General features: G+C 44.1%; 18 protein-coding genes. 5 read left to right on the forward strand and 13 right to left on the reverse strand.

The genetic code is table 11. The features are described from left to right. Nucleotides 1-32: 32 nt before the first annotated feature. The 4 genes from HUU58_04390 to HUU58_04405 all read right to left on the reverse strand — a co-directional run bounded on the left by HUU58_04390 (nucleotide 33) and on the right by HUU58_04405 (nucleotide 4,070). Entirely contained in the window at nucleotides 33-953 is a 921-nt protein-coding gene (locus tag HUU58_04390) for a hypothetical protein (GenBank protein NUN44900.1), read from the reverse strand. 90 nt (nucleotides 954-1,043) lie between these two features. After that, on the reverse strand, nucleotides 1,044-1,919 hold the full coding sequence (locus HUU58_04395) for a phosphatase PAP2 family protein (protein NUN44901.1): 876 nt from the start codon (nucleotides 1,917-1,919) through the stop codon (nucleotides 1,044-1,046). A 6-nt stretch (nucleotides 1,920-1,925) separates the two neighbouring features. Then, nucleotides 1,926-2,936, reverse strand: a complete 1,011-nt coding sequence (locus HUU58_04400) for an NAD-dependent epimerase/dehydratase family protein (GenBank protein NUN44902.1) — start codon at nucleotides 2,934-2,936, stop codon at nucleotides 1,926-1,928. Nucleotides 2,937-2,942: 6 nt separating this feature from the next. Further along, nucleotides 2,943-4,070 (reverse strand): N-acetyltransferase, encoded by a 1,128-nt coding sequence (locus HUU58_04405; GenBank protein ID NUN44903.1) that lies wholly within the window; start codon nucleotides 4,068-4,070, stop codon nucleotides 2,943-2,945. A gap of 215 nt (nucleotides 4,071-4,285) precedes the next feature. On the opposite strand from HUU58_04405, the gene HUU58_04410 reads away from it, so the two are divergent. The 5 genes from HUU58_04410 (at nucleotide 4,286) to HUU58_04430 (ending at nucleotide 10,395) form a co-directional block, all read left to right on the forward strand. After that, complete coding sequence (locus HUU58_04410; GenBank protein ID NUN44904.1) at nucleotides 4,286-5,590, forward strand: hypothetical protein; 1,305 nt, start codon at nucleotides 4,286-4,288, stop codon at nucleotides 5,588-5,590. Nucleotides 5,591-5,731: 141 nt separating this feature from the next. Further along, a complete protein-coding gene (locus tag HUU58_04415) occupies nucleotides 5,732-6,925 on the forward strand; it encodes an acetyl-CoA C-acetyltransferase (GenBank protein NUN44905.1) in 1,194 nt (397 codons plus the stop codon). 84 nt (nucleotides 6,926-7,009) lie between these two features. Next, entirely contained in the window at nucleotides 7,010-8,515 is a 1,506-nt protein-coding gene (locus tag HUU58_04420; protein ID NUN44906.1) for a beta-propeller fold lactonase family protein, read from the forward strand. Between the two features lie 76 nt (nucleotides 8,516-8,591). Beyond that, on the forward strand, nucleotides 8,592-9,878 hold the full coding sequence (locus HUU58_04425; protein NUN44907.1) for a serine hydroxymethyltransferase: 1,287 nt from the start codon (nucleotides 8,592-8,594) through the stop codon (nucleotides 9,876-9,878). 34 nt (nucleotides 9,879-9,912) lie between these two features. Next, nucleotides 9,913-10,395 (forward strand): hypothetical protein, encoded by a 483-nt coding sequence (locus HUU58_04430; GenBank protein ID NUN44908.1) that lies wholly within the window; start codon nucleotides 9,913-9,915, stop codon nucleotides 10,393-10,395. 122 nt (nucleotides 10,396-10,517) lie between these two features. Here HUU58_04430 and HUU58_04435 read toward each other — a convergent pair whose 3' ends face one another. From HUU58_04435 to HUU58_04475, 9 genes are all read right to left on the reverse strand, one after another. After that, nucleotides 10,518-11,222: a cyclase family protein gene (locus tag HUU58_04435; protein NUN44909.1), complete on the reverse strand. Its 705-nt coding sequence runs from the start codon at nucleotides 11,220-11,222 to the stop codon at nucleotides 10,518-10,520. A gap of 73 nt (nucleotides 11,223-11,295) precedes the next feature. Then, nucleotides 11,296-12,507, reverse strand: a complete 1,212-nt coding sequence (locus HUU58_04440; GenBank protein ID NUN44910.1) for a PAS domain-containing sensor histidine kinase — start codon at nucleotides 12,505-12,507, stop codon at nucleotides 11,296-11,298. Continuing rightward, nucleotides 12,508-13,416, reverse strand: a complete 909-nt coding sequence (gene prmC, locus HUU58_04445) for a peptide chain release factor N(5)-glutamine methyltransferase (protein ID NUN44911.1) — start codon at nucleotides 13,414-13,416, stop codon at nucleotides 12,508-12,510. A 3-nt stretch (nucleotides 13,417-13,419) separates the two neighbouring features. Further along, on the reverse strand, nucleotides 13,420-13,953 hold the full coding sequence (locus HUU58_04450; protein ID NUN44912.1) for a hypothetical protein: 534 nt from the start codon (nucleotides 13,951-13,953) through the stop codon (nucleotides 13,420-13,422). Nucleotides 13,954-13,985: 32 nt separating this feature from the next. After that, nucleotides 13,986-14,774 carry a bifunctional hydroxymethylpyrimidine kinase/phosphomethylpyrimidine kinase gene (gene thiD, locus HUU58_04455; GenBank protein NUN44913.1) on the reverse strand — a complete coding sequence of 263 codons (789 nt, stop codon included), beginning with the start codon at nucleotides 14,772-14,774 and terminating at the stop codon, nucleotides 13,986-13,988. 15 nt (nucleotides 14,775-14,789) lie between these two features. After that, nucleotides 14,790-16,565 carry an HD domain-containing protein gene (locus HUU58_04460; GenBank protein NUN44914.1) on the reverse strand — a complete coding sequence of 592 codons (1,776 nt, stop codon included), beginning with the start codon at nucleotides 16,563-16,565 and terminating at the stop codon, nucleotides 14,790-14,792. Nucleotides 16,566-16,640: 75 nt separating this feature from the next. After that, entirely contained in the window at nucleotides 16,641-17,198 is a 558-nt protein-coding gene (locus HUU58_04465) for a biotin transporter BioY (protein ID NUN44915.1), read from the reverse strand. 115 nt (nucleotides 17,199-17,313) lie between these two features. After that, nucleotides 17,314-18,942: a ribonuclease Y gene (gene rny, locus HUU58_04470; protein ID NUN44916.1), complete on the reverse strand. Its 1,629-nt coding sequence runs from the start codon at nucleotides 18,940-18,942 to the stop codon at nucleotides 17,314-17,316. Between the two features lie 213 nt (nucleotides 18,943-19,155). Beyond that, a complete protein-coding gene (locus HUU58_04475) occupies nucleotides 19,156-22,443 on the reverse strand; it encodes a hypothetical protein (protein ID NUN44917.1) in 3,288 nt (1,095 codons plus the stop codon). Nucleotides 22,444-22,462 lie beyond the last annotated feature (19 nt).

Here is a 22,462-nt window from a genome sequence, read left to right on the forward strand (position 1 = left end):
TATAGCGAAACCGTGAAAACGGTTTCGCTTTTTTATTTGATTAGAATAGTTCCGTTTTGACCCACCGCTATACCTTTTCCGTCATTTGCTGCATAAATATCATATAGATCGACAGAGGTTGGAACATCATGGGTATTCCATACATTACCGTTATCGGAGCTTTCTAGTATTATCGATGTGCCTGACACAAAAACTGAACCGGAAGTTGTAACGCAATCCACACCAAAAAGATTATTGCTCGTATGGCTTGTGGAGGACGCCCATTCTGATGAACCGAAAACTTTTCGAAGCAGGACGCCGTTGTATCCGACGACTATCATATCTCCGTTTTGGGTTTTGCTAATGCCGCGCAGATGTTGGGTTGTTCCACTTGTTTCGCTTACCCAGTTGCGGCCGGCATTCGTACTGCTGCGTATTGTTCCATCAAAGCCGACTAAGACAAAATCGGAATCACTTAATGCAAAACATCCGGCCAATTCGGATGCGGTTCCGCTGGTTCGTGATAGCCAAGTGTCACCTCCGTCAGAGGAATATAAAATCACACCATTTTGACCTGATGCAATACCGGATTTTGTATTTGCAAAATGCACATGCACTAAATGTGAAGTTGTATTACTAACTTTAACGTTCCAATGTTCTCCGCCGTCGTTCGTACGTAATATTTTTCCGGATTCGCCTACGGCTACACCAAGCGAATCATTTACAAAATAAACATCCCGCAGAAATGATGCCGTACCGCTGGTTTGCGATGACCAATCATTTCCGCCGTTGGTTGTTTTTAAAATACGACCATTTGTTCCGACAATGTACCCCGTAGTTTGGGAGGGCATGGATATACCCAGAAGCACGTCGGTAACGCCCGATTGCATCTTTCGCCATCCTTCGTTATCAGAGGCCTTGTTTGCACAACTAGCAATCAATAGCACGGTAATCGGTAAAATTAGGATACGCATAGGGTTTCCTTTGGTAAGACGAGAAAGGATTAAATTAGGATACGTACTTCACTACGGAAGGTTTCACTTAATGTATAGAGCGGAAAAAAGTTAGATTGACGGAGGGAAACGGGATTTTAGCGAATGCGCATACCATTTTTCACATAACCAAAACATAACAACACTGACAAAAACACCGGCAAAGACATCTACGACGTAGTGATAAAAACAATAAACCGTAGAAAAAACCAATCCTGTCATAAACGGTAAAAAAATCCAGAAAAGATTTCGCCGGTAGCGAAACGCATAATATAAAGTAAGTAAACCGATTGCGACATGGGAGCTGGGAAATGCAGCTCCGGGTTTTTCTGCATTGGCGTATATCCAATTCATAATTTGTACAAACCATCCGCCGTCTAAAAACCGAACTTCGCGCATCTCCAGAGGGCCGCGTACCGGTGTGAGTATGTATATAAAATAACAGACATAAAAAGTGACCGTAAAACCCAATAACAAACGAAAATAGTTGGTGTCGCGCTGCGTAAATAAAATAACGCCGAGCGCTGTCGGAACGATATAATATGAAAAATAACAAAAATGAATGATTTCGTTGAACCAAAAATTATTCAAGTGATCATAAAGCCATAAATTGGGATCTGTGCCAAACAATCGAATATCCCACTCAATAAATGACTTATCCCAAAACCCTTGAAATACAATTTGGTTGAGCATGCCGGTTTCAATAAAAAAATGAGCATAAGTCAAGATGACATACCAATGCCTAAACATACGCAGAGCAAAGACAGGCGTATCATGAAAAAAATGAATGATTGTTGCCCCGGCTAAAATGAATAATAAATGCCACAGAACATACGATGTCCACTGATCAAGATTAGCCCGGAAAGCAATAACCATCACGATGATTACAGCCTGATAAAAAAAATAGGCCCAATCCACCGGGTTAATTTTATCTAAAAAGGTTTTCATTTCTTGTTATAACCATCCATTTTTACGATACCAGTCAACCGTCATCTTGCATCCCTTTAAAAGGTCGTAATTAGGGGAGAAGCTTAAATCCCTTTTTATTTTTTCGGAATTAGTGGTCCACGCCACTTGTTTGAGTTCGATTATTTTTTGACGATTCAAAAGAGCAGGGCTTGAAGAAAATCGAGAAAAAAATTCTGCGATGTGAGCGATTCCGCTAATCAGCCACTCCGGGATGGTCAAAGGAATGGCCCATGTACCGGAGGCTTTTTGGATCGTTGAACTCAAGTCTTGCCATGAATATACATATCCGTCATCAACGAAATATGTGTGGCCGGTGCTTTGAGGCGACTCGGCAGCACGAACGATAGCTTCTACTAAATCCAAGGCGTGAATAATCGTGAGATATTTTGTTTGAAAACCAAGTACAGGCTTGATGTGTTTATCAATCAGTTGAAAATAAAAGAAAATATCTTTTTCCCTTGGACCATACACAGCCGGTGGGCGAATAATGGTAATCGGGAGTTTATTCATGAATGATACTGCTATTTTTTCACCTGCCAGTTTACTTTTACCATAGTCCGTCAGCGGGTTTTCAGAGTCTGATTCGACGCGTGGTTTGCCGGGTGTAGAAGGGCCGGCCGCGGCTAAACTGCTGACATGGACTATTTTGCGAATTCCGGGATTATTCTGAAGACATATTTCGTAAAGATGCCGTGAAGCGTCCGCATTGACACGGTAATAATCAGTTACGGATTTTGCTTTGGTGAGACCGCCCAAATGAAAAATAATATCTTTATCGCGTACAGCATCAATCAAAGAATTACGATCTGTGATGTCGCCGTCAATGAGCGTACAAGGCAGGTTCTTTAATAAGGAAAGATCGCTGGTTTTGCGAACAATGCAGAAAACGTCATAGTTTTTTTGTATTAGCGATTCGACCAAATGGCTTCCGATAAAACCGGTGGCACCGGTAACTAAAGCGCGAGGTTTGGTGTTAAGGTGAAGAGTGGAAGACATCAAAAATCAGGCAATCTTCTTATCGTAAATGCGGTAGCGTTTGTACACGTGCGCCCCCATATTGATGAGCGGGCGATTCATAGGAATATTATCTTCCAGAATCCAGGACATTTCCGCCCATTTGATTTTTTTTCGGATGGCTGCTTCAAAAGAGCGATAATAAAAAATCGTATCCATGCCCGAGTTGCGGTGTTCCGGTGTAATACCTAAGGTAATAACGCGAACGGATTGTAATTTACCGGGACGCGTATGCCATAAAAGTTTGATTAAACCGAATGGAAGAAGTTTTCCGTCACGAATCGTGATCAAAGCTTCGTTGATATTGGGAATGGTCAAACTGAAGCCTACCGGAACTCCGTTATGTTCGGCGATAAATAAAAAATCCGGATCCAATATTTGCTTCATCTGCGTGCCAAGATGATCAAACTCGGCATCCGTCATGGGGATAAAACCCCAATTACGTTCCCATGCCGAATTGTAAATAGCTTTGATACGTTTGACTTCGTTCTTAAAATCTTTTACGTTAATCGTTCTGATCGTAAACCCACCACGTTTTTGTATCAGTTCCGCACCGCGTTTTAGTCGTTCCGGCGGAGTATCCGGTACATCAATTTTGTAGGCCAATAAATCTTTGGATTTTACAAAACCATAATTCTCAAAAAGCTGAATATAATATTCGGGATTGTATGTCATCATGATTTGTGCAGGTTCATTCAAACCTTCGACCAATAATCCGCAATCATCATTAGTGGATAAATTGACAGGGCCCCGCATGGTATCACAGCCTTTTTTTTTGAGAAACTGAAATGCCTGATCAAACAATGCCGCCGCCGTTTTTTGGTCATGGATGCATTCAAATAGTCCAAAAAAACCAACTTTGTCCTCGTGAAACGTATTATGATTTTTATTTACAATGGCTGCAATACGGCCTATTTCCTCACCTTTTTCATCAAAAGCCATATAAAAGGCGATATCAATATGGCCGAATACAGGATTTTTCCCTGGGTCAAGAAACTCCTTACGTTCAATTCGAAGTGGCGGAACCCAATTCGGATCATCGGCATAGATTTTCCATTGAAATGAAATAAATTTATCCAGTTGCTTAAAATTAAGTTCTTTGATTGTTACAGACATGTTGCTTTTTTCTTTTTGAAAATGATGCAAACATACATACCGGGTGTTTTACTTTCAATAAGATATTTCAACCGGAAAGTAGGTTTTGGGGAAATCGCTTCCATATGAAGTTGAACAAACTCAGAAAACCAGTTTTTAAAAATCGCTTGCTTTTATAAACCCCTTATTTTACTTTACTTTGCTTTCAAATTTCCATGTTGTTTCGGAGCGCTTGTATGAAACGGATTTCTGTTTTTGCAGTCATTTTTACTTTCCTATTTTCTGCGTTACCGCTGTTTAGTCAGATCGGTAGTTCGTCGGCGATCACGGATCGTTATGGGTCCATGTTTACTTACTCTGCGAAAACGTTAAAGTTTCCTCAATATTATTTCTATCAGAATAATAAACTGTTTATCGGAACCGCAAATCGTGGTATCGGTTCATCAACCAAAGTTAAAGATTACGGCGCTCAACTGGGTTTGAACTTCGGATTCACAGAGTCTTTTGACGTTATTATTAGCGGTAATTTTGTACAAACACCTAACCGTGCACCTAATATTCCAAAAAATAAAATCGTTGGTTTTTTCAATTCAGTAGATGTGCCGGATGAGTTTTATTTAAATCTGCGCTATATACCGTGGGTATGGAAAGACGGTCAATATCGTCTCGGTTTTATGTTAACGCGTAAGTTTAATGGCAACGGTTTTCCCAATGCGCCATTTCAGGTATATCAAACTGAATCGCCGGATGTCGGGTTGAGTTTAATCGGTTCTTATTTTGCCATGCCGGGCATTGAAGATAACGGATTGATGGCGCATATCAACCTCCAGTATTGGAATCACCTAGATGCAGGTAAATACATTGCCCATAACGATGAAGATGATGTACGCGATGCTGTAAACAGCGGTGGTAAATCATTGGCAGATACATCGGTTGTCGAATCAAACACCTCTAGCATTCGTTTTTCGCTTGGTGCGCAATATCCTCTGTTTTTAGGCGGTCGTTATCTTTTTCTGACAGGGGATGTTTATGGATTGTTTTATTTACAAAAACCTCCGGTAGCAGCCTATAGCCGGCAAAATTATGCGTACCTTGCTTTAGGTGCAAAATATCAAGCGTTTAATTGGATGGCCGTGCACGTTGGTGCAGATTTCCGAGTATTATCAGGTTCAGAAAAGACTATTTCCAGCGATCTGCTTGAGATCAACGATCTTACTATCGGCAAATCGGATTATCCGACGTGGCATTTTTATGCCGGTGTGACGGTGCCTTTAGAACCGCGGGTTCGCGTGGTTCGGGCCGATGATGAGAGTGAACTTTACGCCCGCCAATCGAAGATCAAAAAAAATGAAGTGAAAGATATTCTGTATTCCGAGCAGGAAATCCAGAAACGCAGCCAGAATTTTATTCCGCTCAAAGAAATGCGCCGCAGTTATAAATCTATTATCGGTAACCTGCTTGGCGTACTGGAACCCAAAGATAAAAAACCGGTTGAACCGGAACCTCCGACCGACGAGCAAAGCACCGAAGGACAAAATTAATTTTTTAGCCTTATTCCAAAAACCCGCACAACGAAAAATGTGCGGGTTTTTTGTTTTGGGGTGGAATTTATTTATCAAAAACGCTATTCTTTCCTCGTATAAAAAAAACCAAACATCATTCTTTCAATCGGAGTTTTTTAGATGAAATTGAACAAAGAAATTGTAATAGTCGCCGGTGCACGCACGGCATTTGGGAAATTTGGTGGAACACTTAAAGATTTTTCCGCTATCCAGCTCGGCGTTTTTGCTGCACAGGAGACTATCAAACGTGCGGGTGTCAAACCTGAAGATGTGGATCACGTAGTTTTTGGCAATGCATCACAAACCAGTGCGGATGCGATCTATATGGCGCGTCATATAGCGCTCAAGGCGGGACTGCCGCAAACCACGCCGGCTTTGACTTTGAATCGCCTTTGCGGTTCCGGTTTTGAAGCGATCATCGAAGGTGCGCGCCAAATTCTTTTGGGCGAATCCACGATGGTTTTGGCAGGCGGCACGGAAAGTATGAGTCAAGCTCCGTTTGTTGTTCGGGGTACGCGATTTGGTGTCAATCTTGGTCAACCCATGAAATTTGAAGATTCATTATGGGAAGCGTTATCCGATCCGCACTGCGGTTTTTCGATGGCGCAGACAGCCGAAAACTTAGCCGATAAATTAAAAATTTCGCGCACGGATTGTGACCTTTATGCATACCTCAGTCAAATGCGAGCAAAGGATGCAATACTCGGCGGACGACTCAAAGATGAAATTGCGCCTATCGAAATAAAAACCCGCAAAGGTGTAAAGATTTTTGACACCGATGAACATCCCCGACCTGAAACGACGGTCGAAATGCTTCAAACACTTGCACCGTATTTCAAAAAAGACGGCACGATATCAGCGGGTAATGCCAGCGGAATTTGTGACGGCGCTGCGGCCGTACTTATTACAACAGCCGAGATAGCCAAAGCAAAAGGGCTTAAGCCGCTGGGTCGCCTGATAAGCTGGGGTCACGCCGGCGTAGATCCTTCGATCATGGGTATTGGTCCCGTACCGTCTTCGCAAAAAGCGCTTGCGGATGCCGGGCTCAAAGTTTCTGATATGGACATCGTAGAAATCAATGAAGCCTTTGCTCCGCAATATATCGCTTGCGAAAAAGAACTTGGCCTGAACCGCGAAATTACCAACGTCAACGGCGGCGCCATTGCGCTCGGCCATCCGCTAGCTGCATCAGGTGCGCGACTTACTTTAACAGCGTTATACGAATTGAAGCGTCGCGGCAAAAAATACGGTTTGGCTTCCGCATGTATCGGTGGCGGGCAAGGCGTCGCCGTAGTGATAGAAGCGTTATCGTAATTAAACTAAAATAATATCAAATATGACGTGTTTTATACTATTCCCGCCACAACAGCGGGAATAGTGCTTTAGGAAGGACAACGAATGAAAATCTCTATCATTGTGGCGGGTATGATTTTTTTTCTTATTTCATGCGGGCAGGAAAAAAAACATATGTCCATAAAAGAATTTCCGGTGGCGGTGGATTCGATTTTTCAAAAATCATGTGCTATCGCAGGATGCCATTTGCCCGACGAACATGATCTTGCCAAGGCTCTTCACCTGCCCAATAATTTGGATTTATCATCATGGAGCGGTTTGTTTGAAGGCGGTGAGAACGGTGCGGCGGTCGTCGCGTATCGTGCGGACAAAAGCCATATGATGGGACATATTCGTGGTATTATGGATCCGCGTATGCCGCCAAACTACGCACCTTATAACAAAGATACACTGGTCGCATCGAATGTTGCCATAATACAATCCTGGATCGAAGATGGTGCACCGAGTCTTGAGGGGAATATTCCTTTTGAACATGTTCGAAATAAAATATTTACGACCAACCAGATTAATGATATCGTTTCTGTGCTGGATGCGCGAACGCACAATATAATGCGTGTGTTTGATGTCGGGGATCGCCCGCAAAACGAAAGCCCGCACGGAATCGAAGTGAGCCGTGACGGGAAATATTTCTACACATCCATGATTGCAACCGGCGATGTTTTTAAATACGATGCTAAAACCGGCGAATTAATAGACAAGGCGGCGTTACTGGATCCTGTTGCGTTAATAAAACTTTCACAAGACGGATCGAAGCTGTATGTGACCACCAAATTTGAAGTAAATAATACAGGGAACAACGGGCGTATCACCGTGCTGAATACGGGAACGATGTCGGAAATAAAATCTATCCCTGTGGGTGTTAGCCCGCACGGAATTAATCTTTCTAAAGACGGCACTTTGCTGTATGTCAGTGCGGTGTATTCGGATCGAATCTATGTCATCAACACCCAAGCCGATACGCTTGCCTCTCATTTTGATGTGGCGGACGATGTAACACCCACGCCCAAATACGAACCTTATCACATCGGGATGGGTCCGAAAAATAACAGCGGTTATGAAAATTTGCTTTTTATTACGTGTCGAAAAAATGCGCAGGTACGTATTTTCCAACGTACTAAAACAAATAACGGTAATACGTTTACTTTTAAACAAGCCATTAATGTCGGCCACAATACCAACGCAAAACCAATCCAACTGGACGTGTTACCTGATGGGAGCGCAGTTTTTGTGGCTAACTCCAACGATAGCAGTATTACCGTTATAAAAAAGAATGCGGAAGGGTATTATAAGGAAACGGATATTACTGCGCAGACATCCGACGACGGTAAAACGTTTCATCGCCTTGCTCAACCCAACGGTGTCTCCGTGAGTCCGGACGGGTTGCTCGTGTATGTAAGTAACCGAAATAAAGACGGCGCCGTCATACCGCATCACGGCGGCAGCGGAGGAACGGGTTTGATTACCGTTATTGATGTTTCTACAAATAAGATTTTAAAAACATTAGAAGTTGATCCCGACGCGTATAGTGTTTTTGTTTCTTATCCGAGATAAGCGCTCAAAATTTTCATTTGCACCTTGATAGGCTTGATCACTACATTGTCACGAACAAAAAAAGGATTTCTGCTTCATGGAACACATTCACCAGTTTGATCCCGAATTGTACAAAGCCATCATGGATGAAAAAGTACGTCAAAATACGACCCTCGAAATGATAGCGTCTGAGAATTTTGTCAGTAAAGCCGTAATGGAAGCGGCCGGAACAGTGATGACCAATAAGTATGCGGAAGGCTATCCCGGAAATCGTTATTACGGTGGATGTGAATTTGTAGATGTCGCCGAAAATCTGGCTCGGGATCGTGCCAAAGAACTTTTCGGTGCCGCGTACGCCAATGTGCAACCGCACTCCGGTAGCCAGGCTAACATGGCTGTGTATTTTACTTTGATCAAACCCGGCGATACGGTGATGGGCATGGATCTCGCACATGGCGGTCATTTGACACACGGCAGCCCGGTAAATTTTTCAGGAAAAATGTACAAGGTTGTATCGTATGGCGTAAAAAAAGAAACGGGCCGCATTGATTACGATCAAATGGTACGTGTGGCGCGTGAACATAAACCGAAACTGATCATTGCCGGTGCAAGTGCCTATACACGTTTTTTTGAATACGAAAAATTTCGCGCTATTGCAGATGAAATAGGGGCTTATCTTATGGCCGATATGGCGCACCCGGCAGGCCTTATTGCGGCCGGCTTGCATCCCAGTCCGGTACCGTATTGCGATATCGTAACGACGACGACGCACAAAACGTTGCGCGGCCCGCGTTCGGGGCTTATCCTGATGGGAAAAGATTTTGAAAACAGATTAGGCATTACGGCTCCCAAATCCGGACGGTTACGCATGATGTCTGAAATCCTCGACAGTAATGTAATGCCCGGTATCCAGGGCGGTCCGCTTATGCATATCATTGCCGCGAAAGCTATTGCATTCAAAGAAGCGCTTCAGCCCTCGTTCAAAGAATATGCCCGTCAGGTGATGGCTAATGCGAAGGCATTAGCAGAGCAACTGGTCAATCTGAATTATACACTCGTTTCCGGCGGTACGGACAATCATTTGGTATTGGTTGATCTATCCAATAAAAACATTACCGGAAAAAAAGCCGAGCAAACACTTGAGCATGCCGGCATAACGGTAAATAAAAACATGGTGCCTTTTGATGTGCAAAGCCCGCTTGTAACAAGCGGTATTCGTATCGGCACGCCGGCGCTGACGACACGTGGCATGAAAGAATCGGAAATGCGAATTATCGCCGGATTTATTGACCGGGCGATTCGCCATGCTGACCAAATGGAAGAACTGCATAAAATAAAAAATGAAATCACGGATCTTACTAAAAATTTCCCGCTCTATGCATAGATTTTTATTAAAAACAAAATCACAAGGTGTGCTTTTGTTGAGCGTACTCTTGGCGTTATTTTATTTGAGTTGTTCCGGTAGCAAAAACATCAGGAAAACAACTGAAACTAAGTCTGATGCTGAGGCGCCACCTGTAATGGTCGAATCACCTAAAGTTATGCGTTGGTATATCGTTGTAGAGCAAAAAGCAGGTCTCTATAAACGCTATGTAGAACTGTCATACGACGGTCAAATGTCCCAGCTTACGGAAGGAGGACGTGGCCCGGCATCGGTTGTTTTTTTTGCTGCAGATAGTCTGCGTAGATTGGATCGCGATATTGCGGAGATGATCAGTGAAAAAGCAAGTACGTCCGACCGACAGGATGCGATTTTATGTCTAACGGTTTATAGCGAAAGCGGCGATGCCGTCTTAGATACATGTTGGTCTCAAACATCGTGGGGAAACTCTTCCGCATCCGCACGTCGTTTGGTCGAATGGATAAGCCAACAAACGGATAATTTTATTTCCATCAAATAATTTGAGGAGGGCCGGCGAAATCTATAAGTAAAAAATTCGCCAACGCGAATAGGTTTACTCTGGGGGCCGGTCCATATTTGTAAAAAACCTCGGTTTTAAAGCCGAGGTTTTTTATGTAAAATTTATTTCTTTTTACGCTTTTTATTGACAGCGGGTCGCTTTTTAGGTTTTGACTTTGCTTTGGCATTAGTAAGATCACGGAGTGCTGCGCGAACCGGCGTTCCGTCGCCGTGTTTTATTTTAAGCGGCATACAAATTAGTTCGTACTCACCGGGCCGTACATCCGAAAGATTTAAGCCTTCGACGACGACGACTTGACTGCCAAGTAATTTTTTATGCACGGGATGATCAAATTCGGCGTGAAAGCTCTCCACGCTCAAATAATCTACACCAACCAATTTGACTTTCTTCTTGAGCAAATATTCAGCGCCGGTTAAACCTACGGCAATAAAATCTTTATCAAACTCCATATTACCGTTTTTCCAATGCAAGGAGTTTTTGGTTTTGAAAAGAACACGTTTATGGCCTTTGAAGTCAATGTGTTTCAAATCGTCGGCTTCAATATTAATTGTTTTGGGTTTTACTTCTACGACAATGCATGGCCCGATATAAATATCCAAAGGCACTTCATCAATACCTTTGCCGTCGTCAACAAAATGAAAGGGCGCATCCGTATGTGTGCCGGTATGAGCGCCTATTTCCCAGCGCGAGACATTGCACGCGTCGCCTTTTTTCATTTGTATGGGAAGTTGGATATTAACTTTAGGATCGCCCGGCCAGGTTACGATGTCATTGGAAATCGTGAGAGAAATGTCTTTTATTTTCATGCGTCACCTCTCCAAAAAATTGTGATTAAAAAAATACGAATTACGAAAGGCGTCGAAAAAGAAGGGCGTGTGATTAATTCCAATTTCGTGGAATTTGCACGATAATTTTTGGCTCTCCATTAGGAAAAAGTGTCATCGTAGCCTGGTATTTAGCCAAATATTGGCGTGCATTAAAAAGTTCGATATCTCCCATCGAAAAGAAATTCTCATCTGAAAGTGCAGAGTAGCGTGTCTCAAGATTCATACGTCCATGATACGCTTCCGAATCATGCGCGGCCATTACGCGGTTATCACGGATCGTAACGGTAATCATATTATCAAGCAATTCCGTTTTCACATAAAGCCAACGATCCGAAATAGCGGCTGTTGCTTTGATGCAATGGATGATGATATTGTGAAATGCTTGTGAAAAATCGCGATAAATGCCTTTGATCATCGGTAGTTTATCTGCGTACTGCATTTCTTTTTGGATTTGATGCTTGAAATAAAGACTCGACTCAAAAAATCCAAATTCATTTTGCAAGATAGCGTTAATATCCAATTCCATTTCGGCATCTTGCATTTCAAACGCAACTTTAGCGGAAAAACCTCGCATCAAAAGACTGGCTTTATCTACCTGGCCGATGACTTCGTTGAGTCCTTTTTCCAGCTTTCCGCGAAATGCATCTAAATCACTACGCAGTTTTTCATCGCTGACCGATTCGAAAAGCGAAGCGTTTTTTCGCAGCTGATGGAGGAGTAATTCGGCGCGTCCACGCATGCTTCCGAGCGGGGTATTCAGATTATGAGCCACACCTTGAAGTATCAGTGACATCGGGCGGGTCCGGTAAAAATTGATATACTCCAAAATCCGGTCCGAATCCACTGCGCGCGAAGCCGCTTCAGCGATGGTTTCCTGTTGAGCGATTTGATTTTCAAGACGCCGGCTAATGTCGCGAAAGACAGCTTGAATGCCGCCGATCTTACCTTGTGCGTTGCGAAGCGGTATGGCTGAAACTTCAATGAGGCGTGTCGAACCGTCTTTTTTGCGCCAATCGAAAAGGCTTCGCTCGGCATAACCGCGATGCCCTAAAATAGATAATAACGCATCATGGTCACCGGTATTAGCATATATCGTATCAACAGTAAGGCTGTAAAATTCGCTCGGACCGTAGTATCCCAATATTTCTGCGGCCGACTGATTGGCAAGAATGATTTGACCATTTTCGTTGATTACGAAAATTCCGTCCGGAAGGCTATTGATAAGTTCGTCGTATTTATTTTGAAAATCTAAATTCATGGACATTTATTTTTTTCCGATCAGAACACGTTCATAATTTTGAATATCTTTGTAACGTTGCTGATATGTATATCCGGTACTATGCAAAATCTGAGCTACGGCATCCGCCTGATCAAAACCTACTTCCAGTGCGATATATCCAAATGGTGAGGAGGGATCCAAAATATCCGCAGCAATATGGCCAATCTTACGATAAAAAGCCAGCCCATTATCTTCAGCGCGCAAAGCGGTATTCGGTTCATAATCACGTATTTCTTTATCCAATAGAGCGTACTCCTTATCGGAAATGTACGGCGGATTGGATACGATGATATCAAAACGATGTTTCAAACTTTCGATCGAAGACGAATCGAAAATGTCACAATGTTGCCACTGAATATGAGTGTCTGGCAAAATTTTATTCGCGTTTTCTTGTGCTACGACCAATGCGTTTTGACTTATGTCAACAGCTGTAGCTTGTAATTCAAAACCGTGTTTTTTCAAATAATATGCAAGACTGATGATGATTGCTCCGCTTCCAGTTCCGATATCCAGAATGCGAAGTGATTTTATATTTTCACTTTTTCCGCATAAATCCAGGACGCGTTCAACTAAAAGTTCGGTATCGGGTCTTGGGATTAACACATTTCGATTGACGTGAAATGTCAATCCCATAAAATCCGTATGTCCGACAATATACTGAAGCGGTTCGGCAAGCAATCGTCGTTTTAGCGAAGCCTTAAATTCATCGCGTTCATTTTGGTCCAACGGACGATCATAATTGACATACAAATCCATGCGTTTACAACCCAGCGTATGGCATAAAAGCCACTCTACGTTGGTACGTGCGGATTCGATATTTTTTTCATTAAGATAATGTATAGTCCAATCCATGATGGATTTGACTGTCCATACCTCAGGCACGGCAGAACTCATGATTTATACGGTTTCCGATCGGTCTTTTTCGTCTTTAGAGATAATATCTGTGACATGGTACACCAAGGTTCCGGATTCGCTTACTTGTAATTGTGCCATGCCGATGCGGCATAAGTTTTCCAATAAAGTTTGGGCATCCGAAACAGCGATATCCAGTTCCGTAGCGGTTTCCACGATAGTCAGTTTACCATTATGTTTTTGTGCCAGCTCAAGCAGACGGTCTTGGATATACACTTCATTGTGTTTTTTCTCAAGGCGATTTATTCTGCGCAGCTGTACGATCAGCAGAAAAGTAAGTATGCCCGGAACGATACCCATACAAATGCCCGCTCCGATAAGTACACCCAGTTCCGTTGGTTTTTGGGAATGCGAATTATCAGACAGTGCGACTAAAGAATCGTTTTGGGGTGCGGATAATTTAGATTGTTCCGCTGTAGTATAGTTTCCTGTGATCAGATCGGACATCAGTGCGGGTATAAAAATAGCCGCGCTGATCGTGAAGGGGATGATACCAACCCAACACAATATCTTTTGCATAAGAAAGGAGCGATGGGCGACGGGCATAGCGATTAATAGAATTTGTGAAAATGATGTACCGGCCCATGTCCGCTGCCTACTGAAAAAGCGTGGGTTATGGCCAATGAAATATATCGTTTAGCTAAACGTACGGATTCCAGAACCGTGAATCCTTTAGCCAAATGTGCAGCGATAGCTGCGCTGAAGGTGCATCCGGTACCGTGGGTATTTTTGCTTCGAATACGTTGGTGACGCAGATGGTAAATTTTGCGGCCATCGTAAAAAACATCGATGGCTTCACCTTTGAGATGCCCGCCCTTTACTATGATGTACTTAGGACCCATCGCGCGCAGTGTGTCTGCAGCTATCTCCATATCTGAAATCGTTGTTATTTTTTTTCCGGTAAGCACTTCAGCCTCGGGAATATTAGGTGTCAGGACCGTAGCCTGTGGAAGAAGCCGCTCAATAAGTGCACTTATGGCGTTGTCTTGCAATAAGCGATCACCGCTTTTAGCGACCATTACAGGATCTACGACTAATTTTTTTACGCTATACTTACGAAGGCCATCACTAACGGTTTGAATTATATCCGCGTTGGACAACATTCCGGTTTTGACGGCTTGGGGTTTTATGTCGGTGAGCACGGCTTCGATTTGTCGGGAAATCACATCTGTGGTAACATCCATGATTGCGGTTACACCCACGGTATTTTGAGCCGTGATTGCCGTGATGACCGATGCACCGTAAACACCGAGTGCCGAAAATGTTTTGAGGTCGGCCTGAATACCTGCACCGCCGCCTGAGTCAGAACCGGCGATAGTCAATGCTTTACGGGGATTCATCTGTGGTGAGGCGCGTTAAGAAGTTGCGGTTTCCGGAGTCGGCTCCTGAGCCGGTCTGCGGCAATCGTATTCTTTACCGTTGTATGTAAATACATCAAGTTGGTAATCTTTGAGTTCACGTCGCGCATAATCCTGTGCCATACCGGTCGTAATAAAGTAATCAACAATATCCGAATCCAAGTGGCCATCCTTGACCATGAAGCCGAGAATTTTGATACATTCAGAAATTTTCTTTCCGGGTTTATACGGGCGATCGGCAGCTGTTAAGGCTTCAAATACGTCGGCGACGGCCATAATACGTTGTTGTGTATTGAGTTGTTCTGCCGTAAGTCCGTACGGATAACCCTTACCATTAAGCGCTTCGTGGTGCGCGCCGGCCCATTCGGTAACACGGCTAAGCTTATTGGGCCACGGCAATTGCTGAAGCATTTTGATCGTGAGAACGACGTGATCCTGGATTTTTTTACGTTCTTCTTCTGTCAGCGTACCGCGGCGGATGGAGAGATTATACACTTCATTTTCGGTGAGCAGTTGCATTTCCTGCCCTTCCATCATGATTTTCTGCTGAGCGATATTACGCAGACGCTCCAGTTTGGCGTCCTCCATAAATTCACCGCCGATATTACATACTTTGATAAATGCGGCGTCGTCTTCTATTTGTTTTTTCTTTTGTGCGTAGCTTTCTTCTAAGGCGCTTAATTTTTTCTTTTTATCGCGCACTTTGGAAGTTTCTATTTTTGCTCGTTCACGAATATAACGAACTTCTTCCTCACGTTTAAGCACTTCAAACTTAGCCATCACCGTGTGAATACGATCGTAAATAGTTTCCAGTTTTGTGGATTTATCAACGACATATTCCGGTGTGGTGATTTTTCCGATATCGTGCATCCAGCCTGCGATACGGAGTTCGTTGTGTTCGTCTTCGTTCATCGTGAAATCTTTGTACTTCCCTTCGGAAGTATCGCTCATAGAGCGCGCCATAGCGGAAGTAAGTTCCGCTACACGACGGATGTGGCCGCCGGTATAAGGTGATTTTTCGTCGATCGCGGCCGCGATAACTTGGATAAACGAATCTAAGAGGGCACGGAGATCATTGATAAGCGTGGTATTTGTGATGGCTACCGCCGCTTGCGAAGCAAGCGATTCGATCAGTTCCTGATAATCCACAGAGAAAGGAATTGTCGTACCATCGTGCGCTTTGGCATTGAGCAACTGAACGACGCCGATGATCTCATTTTCGTGATTGCGCATGGCAATCACCATCATGGATTTGGAGCGATACCCGGTGTTCTTATCAAACGCTTTTGTTCCTTGAAAATCGAAACCTTCGACATCGTACACATCCGGTATATTGACGGTATTACCAGTCAGCGCAACATAAGCCGAAACTTGTTGTTCATTGCGTGTGCCATCGTCCTTGATCAGTTTTACCGGAGGAAAAGGAATGGTTTTTCCGCTCGTACCACCCATGGCGAAGTTGAGAGACTTGGTACGCATGATCTTAAAAGCGATACCGCGGTCATCGGGAGTTTTTATATACAAGGTACCGCCATCTGCGTTGGTAAAGCTCATCGCTTCAACGACGATCATTTCCAAAAGTGCGTCGAGGTTTCGTTCCGATGACAGCGCCGATCCGATGCGGGTAAGTTTCTTCTCATGTACCAACTGATTTTCGGTAAAACTACGAATCAATCCAATAATACGATCAGTCCGGTCAGCCGACAAATCCGTCAAATGCGACACGATTTCTTCCAATAATTTTTGGACAATCGGGTGGTCTGAGTATTTCATAGTGGTTGTGATTTCCTGCGCGCTCATAATCTCTCTCGATACGGTAAAACCGTGGTCTTTAATGATCAACAATGATCAACGGGAACGGTAAGCATTCCATGATTTGTGAATCACGGCGGCCAAAGTACATTTGATAAAATCACCGGCAATAAAAGGTAAAAATCCTAACGAAAAAGCCGTGGCCATGCCCTGACCGGTATAAAGCTTGAGTTGTAAGGTGCCGATCAAAAGAACAGGTAAACTGGCGAGGAAAAAGGCACCGATATTGTAAAGCAAATTGGACTCTTTCATAACAAGCATACCGGTAAGAAAAGCCATGATCGGAAAAGCCAGCAAGTAACCGCCGGTGGGCCCGATAAGATATGCGATCGTGGATGCGCCGCCGGCAAAAACGGGCAAACCGCAGATACCGTAGAATAAATAAGCCGCCTGACTCAAAGCGCCACGACGAGCACCTAACAAAGCGCCGGACAAAGATACCATAAGCGTTTGCAGTGTGATCGGTACCGGTGTAAAAAATAACGGTACTTCAATCCACGCAGAAACCGCCGTAAGTATGGAAAAACCGATGACCAAAAGAAAATCTTTGAGCATTCCTGCGTCAACGGCTATGGCTTTGGATTTGGAGTTCATATACGTGATCAATCCTTACATTAAAAATATGTTAACAGATAGGGTTTGATAACCTCTTATGTGAGAACGGTCAAATGTACATCCGTGATTGACCTACCGCAAGTTATTTTTAATCTTAATTTTGCGAAGGTGAATCACTGACAACAGCCTCCTCAATACGCGCTTCATCAACGGCAGGGGAGGTACTATTGGTATATCGTACGACGCGGCGCTCGCGAATCACAACAACCTTAATCTGACCGGGGTATTGCATTTCGTTCTGAATTTTTTGTGCGACATTGGAGCTCAGCATGGCCGACTGGGCATCATCCATTTTTTCGGCTTCGACGACGATGCGAATTTCGCGTCCGGCGAAAATAGCATATACTTTAGAAACGCCGTCAAATTGTTGAGCGATTTGTTCCAATTTTTCGATCCGTGCGCCATACGCTTCCAGCGGTTCACGGCGCGCGCCGGGGCGAGAACCGGAAATAATGTCGGCTGCCGTAACAAGTTGTGAAATCGGGTGGATCGGTTCGGCTTCGTCGTGATGTGCGAGTACCGAGTTAATTACGACCTCGTGCTCTTTGCAGCGCGTCGTAACTTCGACACCGATCGTGACGTGACTTCCTTCGTTTTCGTTACTGGTGGCCTTACCGATATCATGAAACAAACCTGCGCGGCGCGCAAGCTGAACATCATAGCCGAGTTCAGATGCCATATTACCGGCTAGCAAGGCGACTTCTTTGCTGTGTTGTAAAACATTTTGACCATAGCTGGTACGGTACTTCAGACGACCCAGCATTTGTTTCATTTCCGGTGCGACATTTTTAATGTTTAGCGAATTGAGCACTTCATCGGAAGCTTTATTCATTGCTGTTTCGACTTGTTTTTTGCAACGCTCGACAACGTCTTCAATAAACTCGGGCTGGATATTCGGCGTCTCCGTGAGGCGCAACATTGCTAATCTGGCGATTTCGCGTTTCACAGGATCCATCGAAGAAAGAACAAGCACTTCGGGGGTATCGTCAATAATGACCTTCACGCCCGTGATTTGTTCAAATGCTTTGATGTTTCGCCCTTCACGCCCGATGATCGCGCCTTTGATCTTTTCATTGGGTAAATCCACCGTTGTGAGGGTTATCTCGGCCGTTTGATCGGAAGCTAAACGCTGGATGGCGTCCGATATAATCCATTTGGCCTCGAAACTTGCTTTCTGCGTAGCTTCACTTTTCATTTGGAGCATCAGTTCGGCGGCTTCTTTTTGGGCCCGTTGCGCAACACTTTCCAAAAACTGTTTCTTCGCTTCTTCGTAGGACAACTTGGTAATGTTTTCTAATTTTTCCATCTGCTGATGGATGACCGATTCGACATGTTGGGCGCGCGTCTGGAGTTGCTCTTGCTGCGTCGTAAGATCTTTTTGTGAACGTTGGAGCAGTTGTTCTTTTTCGACAGTACCGCTCATTTTGTTGCGGATTTCGCGTTCGCGGTTAACCAGCTTTTGCTCGTACTGTTTAAGGCGTTTTTCACGTTCGTCCGTTTCACTGACGATTTTCATTTTGATCTGATGCCAACGTTGTTTGGATTTGACTTCAGCTTCGTTGCGTATGGTTTCGGCTTCACGTTTAGCTTCGCGTATGGTGTTTTCGGCGATTTTGCGAATTTCCGATACTTTGTTTTTTCCGAAATAAGTTGCAAAGACCCATCCGAGAATAAACATCACAATGCCCGCGGCGCACATGATGATAATAGATAAACTATCCATAACTATCCTGTAAGTTTCTTAAGTTTTAACTGTGTTTTTAACGAAGTCTATAATCATTAGTATAGACGTAAAAAACCGCGCACAAGCGGTTTTCACTACAATGAAGAATTTAGAATTTTGTGACTCAAATAGCAAGGAAAGAACAACGAATATGCGGCGTTGTGATCGAAGGTAAAACGTCATGCGAAAAGAGAAGAGAAGCTTAATTTGCTTTCAGTTGTACTCATTATAACAAGGTACAGAAAAACTAAATCGCGAACCCTTGCCTTTTTCGCTGGTAACCCATACGCGTCCACCGTGCAGTTCAATCACCTTTTTGACGATGGCCAGACCGAGTCCCGTGCTGACTTCTCCGGCTGTCGGACGTGCGCTGAGCTTCTGATACGATTTGAATACTTTGTTAAGGTCTTCTTGCGAGAGGCCTTGTCCTGTATCTTCGACATGAACGCAAACTTCACGATCGGTAGGTTCACAAAAAACCCGCACCGCACCGCCGGGATGAGTGTATTTGATCGCATTGGAGAGCAAGTTATCCATTACTTCCAAAATCCGGTTGCGATCGACAAATACATTGGGCATGAGTAAGGGTCGCTCGACAGCTAAACGAATATTTTTTTGTTCGGCGGCACGACGATGCAGATTTTCACACTCGTCTATGATGCGTTGCAAACTTTCGCTGTGTTTTTCCAAGTTAACTTTACCGGCTTCGATGGAACTCCAATCCAACAATGTCGAAACCAGATTTGCCATTTGTTGCGACACTTTATGTACGGTATCCAAGTCGTTTTCAATATCTCGCATCGTAGCGTGTCCGTGCCGGATATCGTTGATCATAAGTTGTACGTAACCGATGATCGTCGTCAAAGGATTTCGAAGATCGTGAGCCGCAATACCGAGGAATTCGTTTTTCTTTTGATTGAGGATTTCAAGTTCTTCGTTTTTGATTTTCAGTTCAGTCGTACGCTCATTGATGATGTTTTCAAGGCGGCGATTGTATTGCTCCACTCTTTGAAGGCGCAGCCGGTGAAACGACCACAACGCCAAGGTGATCAAAACAACGATGGCCAAACGAAAATACCAAGTTTTCCAGAATGGCGGTAAAACATGCAATGTGAGTCGTGTCGGTGACTCACACCATACGCCGTCGTTATTGGATGCTTTTATCAAAAACGTATAATCACCGGGTGCGAGGGTGTTATACGATGCCGAACGCCGTTCATCGCTGTAAATCCAATGTTCGTCCAAGCCGTCGAGTTTATAGGCGTATTTATTTTTTAGTGAATTGGTGTATTCGAGCGCGCTGAACTGAAATGTAAGCCATGTGACGGATGATTCGAGGGTAAGTTCGTCCAATCCAAATGTCGAACGTTCAATGGTAGATTCACCGTTATGCAGCGTATAGCCGGTGATCTGAGGTTTTACAGCGATCTGGTTAAAAACCAACTTGCGAGTATTGACTGAAACTATGCCGTGTACACCGCCGAAATAAAGCGTTCCGTCGTTTGATAAATAATGCGCACCTTGTGCAAAAATATTGGAAGGAAGTTTGTCCACGACATTAAAATTTCTAAAAGCAAACTGATTATCCGGTATATACCTCAGTTGCGAGAGTCCGTTATTGGTAGATATCCAAAAATGATCCGGTCCGGTAGGAATGATATTATATACAGCATCGGACGGTAAACCATCGGCTATGGAAATGGAACGAAATGTTTCTTGTCGAATATCCATCAAACTTATACCATTGCCGTCCGTACCGATCCAAAGATGCGGATGAGCCGTATCCGGATCCAATGCGATGGTCATAATTTCATTTCCCGAAATGCTATTTTTATAAGACGGGTTACCTTTAAAATGTTTCCAATTATTGGTTTCGGGTTCAAATCTGTTGAGTCCGCCGCCATAGGTGCCGATCCACAAACGATTTACATGATCAGATACAATGGTACGAATAAAATTGTGACTTAAACTGTTCGTGTTACCATTTTGCGCAACCCAACGTTTAAAACGATTATTCGACTCGTCCCAAAGATGTAATCCTCCATACGTGCCAATCCATAGTCGGCGAACACCGTTTATGGATTGTGCATAAATGGCGCGTACACGATTATCGTTCAACGAGGTGGAGTCTCCCGGTCGGCTAACGATTTTTTTAATAATACCTCTCTGTAAATCAAACCAAATCAAACCTTCGCCGAATGTGCCGATCCAGTAAAAACCGGCTGGGTCTTTGTAGATAGAAGTGATCCATACCGACGATGTGTTATCTTCCGTAGGTTCAAGATAAGTTGTAAACGATCGTTTCTTTTCATTGTACACGATCAAACCGCGGTCCGTGCCGGCCAGTACTAATTTTCCATTGGCGCTATGATCTTCAAATACAGCGGCGACCCGTGTGCTTCGGAGCGTGTTGTTTTGGATATCGTCAGCGACGATGGAAAATTTTGGTGGCTTACTATCTAATAAACTGACGCCTTCGCCGCGTGTAGCGATCCATACTATTCCGGAGCGATCTTCCATAATCCAACGTACATCATTATGTCCCAACGAATGGGCATAATTCGGATCGTGATGGTATGTTTTGATAACCGTCCCATCGCTATTCATAATAAACATCCCGTGCTGAATGGTACCGGCGGCCAGATGACCGTTTTGTAAACGCGTGACGACGTTAACGCGTTCGTGTGTTAAACTTCGTCGTACCGATACCGTGCGCAGATCCACGCGGTCCAAACCGTCTTGGGTGCCAACCCACAAAAGACTGTCCCCATCCGCAAATAACGCACGAATAGTGCCGTGACTCAGTACAAGACCGGGATAAATTTTTTCGATGCGTTCTGTTTTTAATCCATCGGGTGCTTCCGACACGCGGCAAAGGCCGTTACCGGTGCCAACCCATACGGCGTGATTTTGTTCAGCCAATGACCACACACGCGGATGCGGTAATGATGTTTCGTTATGCGGGTCGTGCGACACGTGTACGAACTTTTCAGTTACCGGATCAAAAATATTAACTCCGCCGGAATTGGTACCGATCCATAGTTTGCCATCGGAGCGACGTAAGATGTATTGTATGCGTAGGTCACTCAGGGTATGATTTAGACCGGCTATCGGTTTGTATGTTTTAAATGTAGAGGTGGTTCGGTCAAATCGCGCTAAACCACCACCCCAAGTACCAAGCCATAAACGCGCTTCGTCATCTTCGACGATGGAAGTCACATTGTTATTGGGCAGAGTGGTCGAATCACGCGGATCGTGTTTAAAATGAATAAATCTATAGCCGTCATAGGCGTTGAGCCCGTTTTCAGTACCCATCCAGATGAAGCCGAGCCGGTCCTGGTAGACCGTATAAATGGTGCTGTGGGATAAACCGTTTTCTACCGTGAGTTGACTAAAATGATCAGGTAAGGATTGTGCGTACGTATTCTGCGGCGCGGGATTAAGCCAATAACCCGTAGCAAAAATAAGGAGAGATTGGATGATGACACCGAACCGAATCATGAACTCCCTTTTGTAGCAA

Source organism: bacterium, assembly GCA_013360215.1.
GTDB lineage: Bacteria > CLD3 > CLD3 > SB21 > SB21 > JABWCP01.

Excerpts from the sequence above, each read along its gene's own strand:
- HUU58_04435 (NUN44909.1), bottom strand. The coding sequence starts at position 11,222 with ATGAAAATAAAAGACATTTCTCTCACGATTTCCAATGACATCGTAACC.
- rny (NUN44916.1), bottom strand. The coding sequence starts at position 18,942 with ATGGATAGTTTATCTATTATCATCATGTGCGCCGCGGGCATTGTGATG.
- HUU58_04410 (NUN44904.1), top strand. The coding sequence starts at position 4,286 with ATGAAACGGATTTCTGTTTTTGCAGTCATTTTTACTTTCCTATTTTCT.
- HUU58_04475 (NUN44917.1), bottom strand. The coding sequence starts at position 22,443 with ATGATTCGGTTCGGTGTCATCATCCAATCTCTCCTTATTTTTGCTACG.
- HUU58_04405 (NUN44903.1), bottom strand. The coding sequence starts at position 4,070 with ATGTCTGTAACAATCAAAGAACTTAATTTTAAGCAACTGGATAAATTT.
- HUU58_04425 (NUN44907.1), top strand. The coding sequence starts at position 8,592 with ATGGAACACATTCACCAGTTTGATCCCGAATTGTACAAAGCCATCATG.
- HUU58_04395 (NUN44901.1), bottom strand. The coding sequence starts at position 1,919 with ATGAAAACCTTTTTAGATAAAATTAACCCGGTGGATTGGGCCTATTTT.
- HUU58_04465 (NUN44915.1), bottom strand. The coding sequence starts at position 17,198 with ATGAACTCCAAATCCAAAGCCATAGCCGTTGACGCAGGAATGCTCAAA.
- HUU58_04400 (NUN44902.1), bottom strand. The coding sequence starts at position 2,936 with ATGTCTTCCACTCTTCACCTTAACACCAAACCTCGCGCTTTAGTTACC.
- HUU58_04440 (NUN44910.1), bottom strand. The coding sequence starts at position 12,507 with ATGTCCATGAATTTAGATTTTCAAAATAAATACGACGAACTTATCAAT.
- HUU58_04415 (NUN44905.1), top strand. The coding sequence starts at position 5,732 with ATGAAATTGAACAAAGAAATTGTAATAGTCGCCGGTGCACGCACGGCA.
- HUU58_04450 (NUN44912.1), bottom strand. The coding sequence starts at position 13,953 with ATGCAAAAGATATTGTGTTGGGTTGGTATCATCCCCTTCACGATCAGC.
- HUU58_04390 (NUN44900.1), bottom strand. The coding sequence starts at position 953 with ATGCGTATCCTAATTTTACCGATTACCGTGCTATTGATTGCTAGTTGT.
- prmC (NUN44911.1), bottom strand. The coding sequence starts at position 13,416 with ATGAGTTCTGCCGTGCCTGAGGTATGGACAGTCAAATCCATCATGGAT.
- HUU58_04420 (NUN44906.1), top strand. The coding sequence starts at position 7,010 with ATGAAAATCTCTATCATTGTGGCGGGTATGATTTTTTTTCTTATTTCA.
- HUU58_04460 (NUN44914.1), bottom strand. The coding sequence starts at position 16,565 with ATGAAATACTCAGACCACCCGATTGTCCAAAAATTATTGGAAGAAATC.
- thiD (NUN44913.1), bottom strand. The coding sequence starts at position 14,774 with ATGAATCCCCGTAAAGCATTGACTATCGCCGGTTCTGACTCAGGCGGC.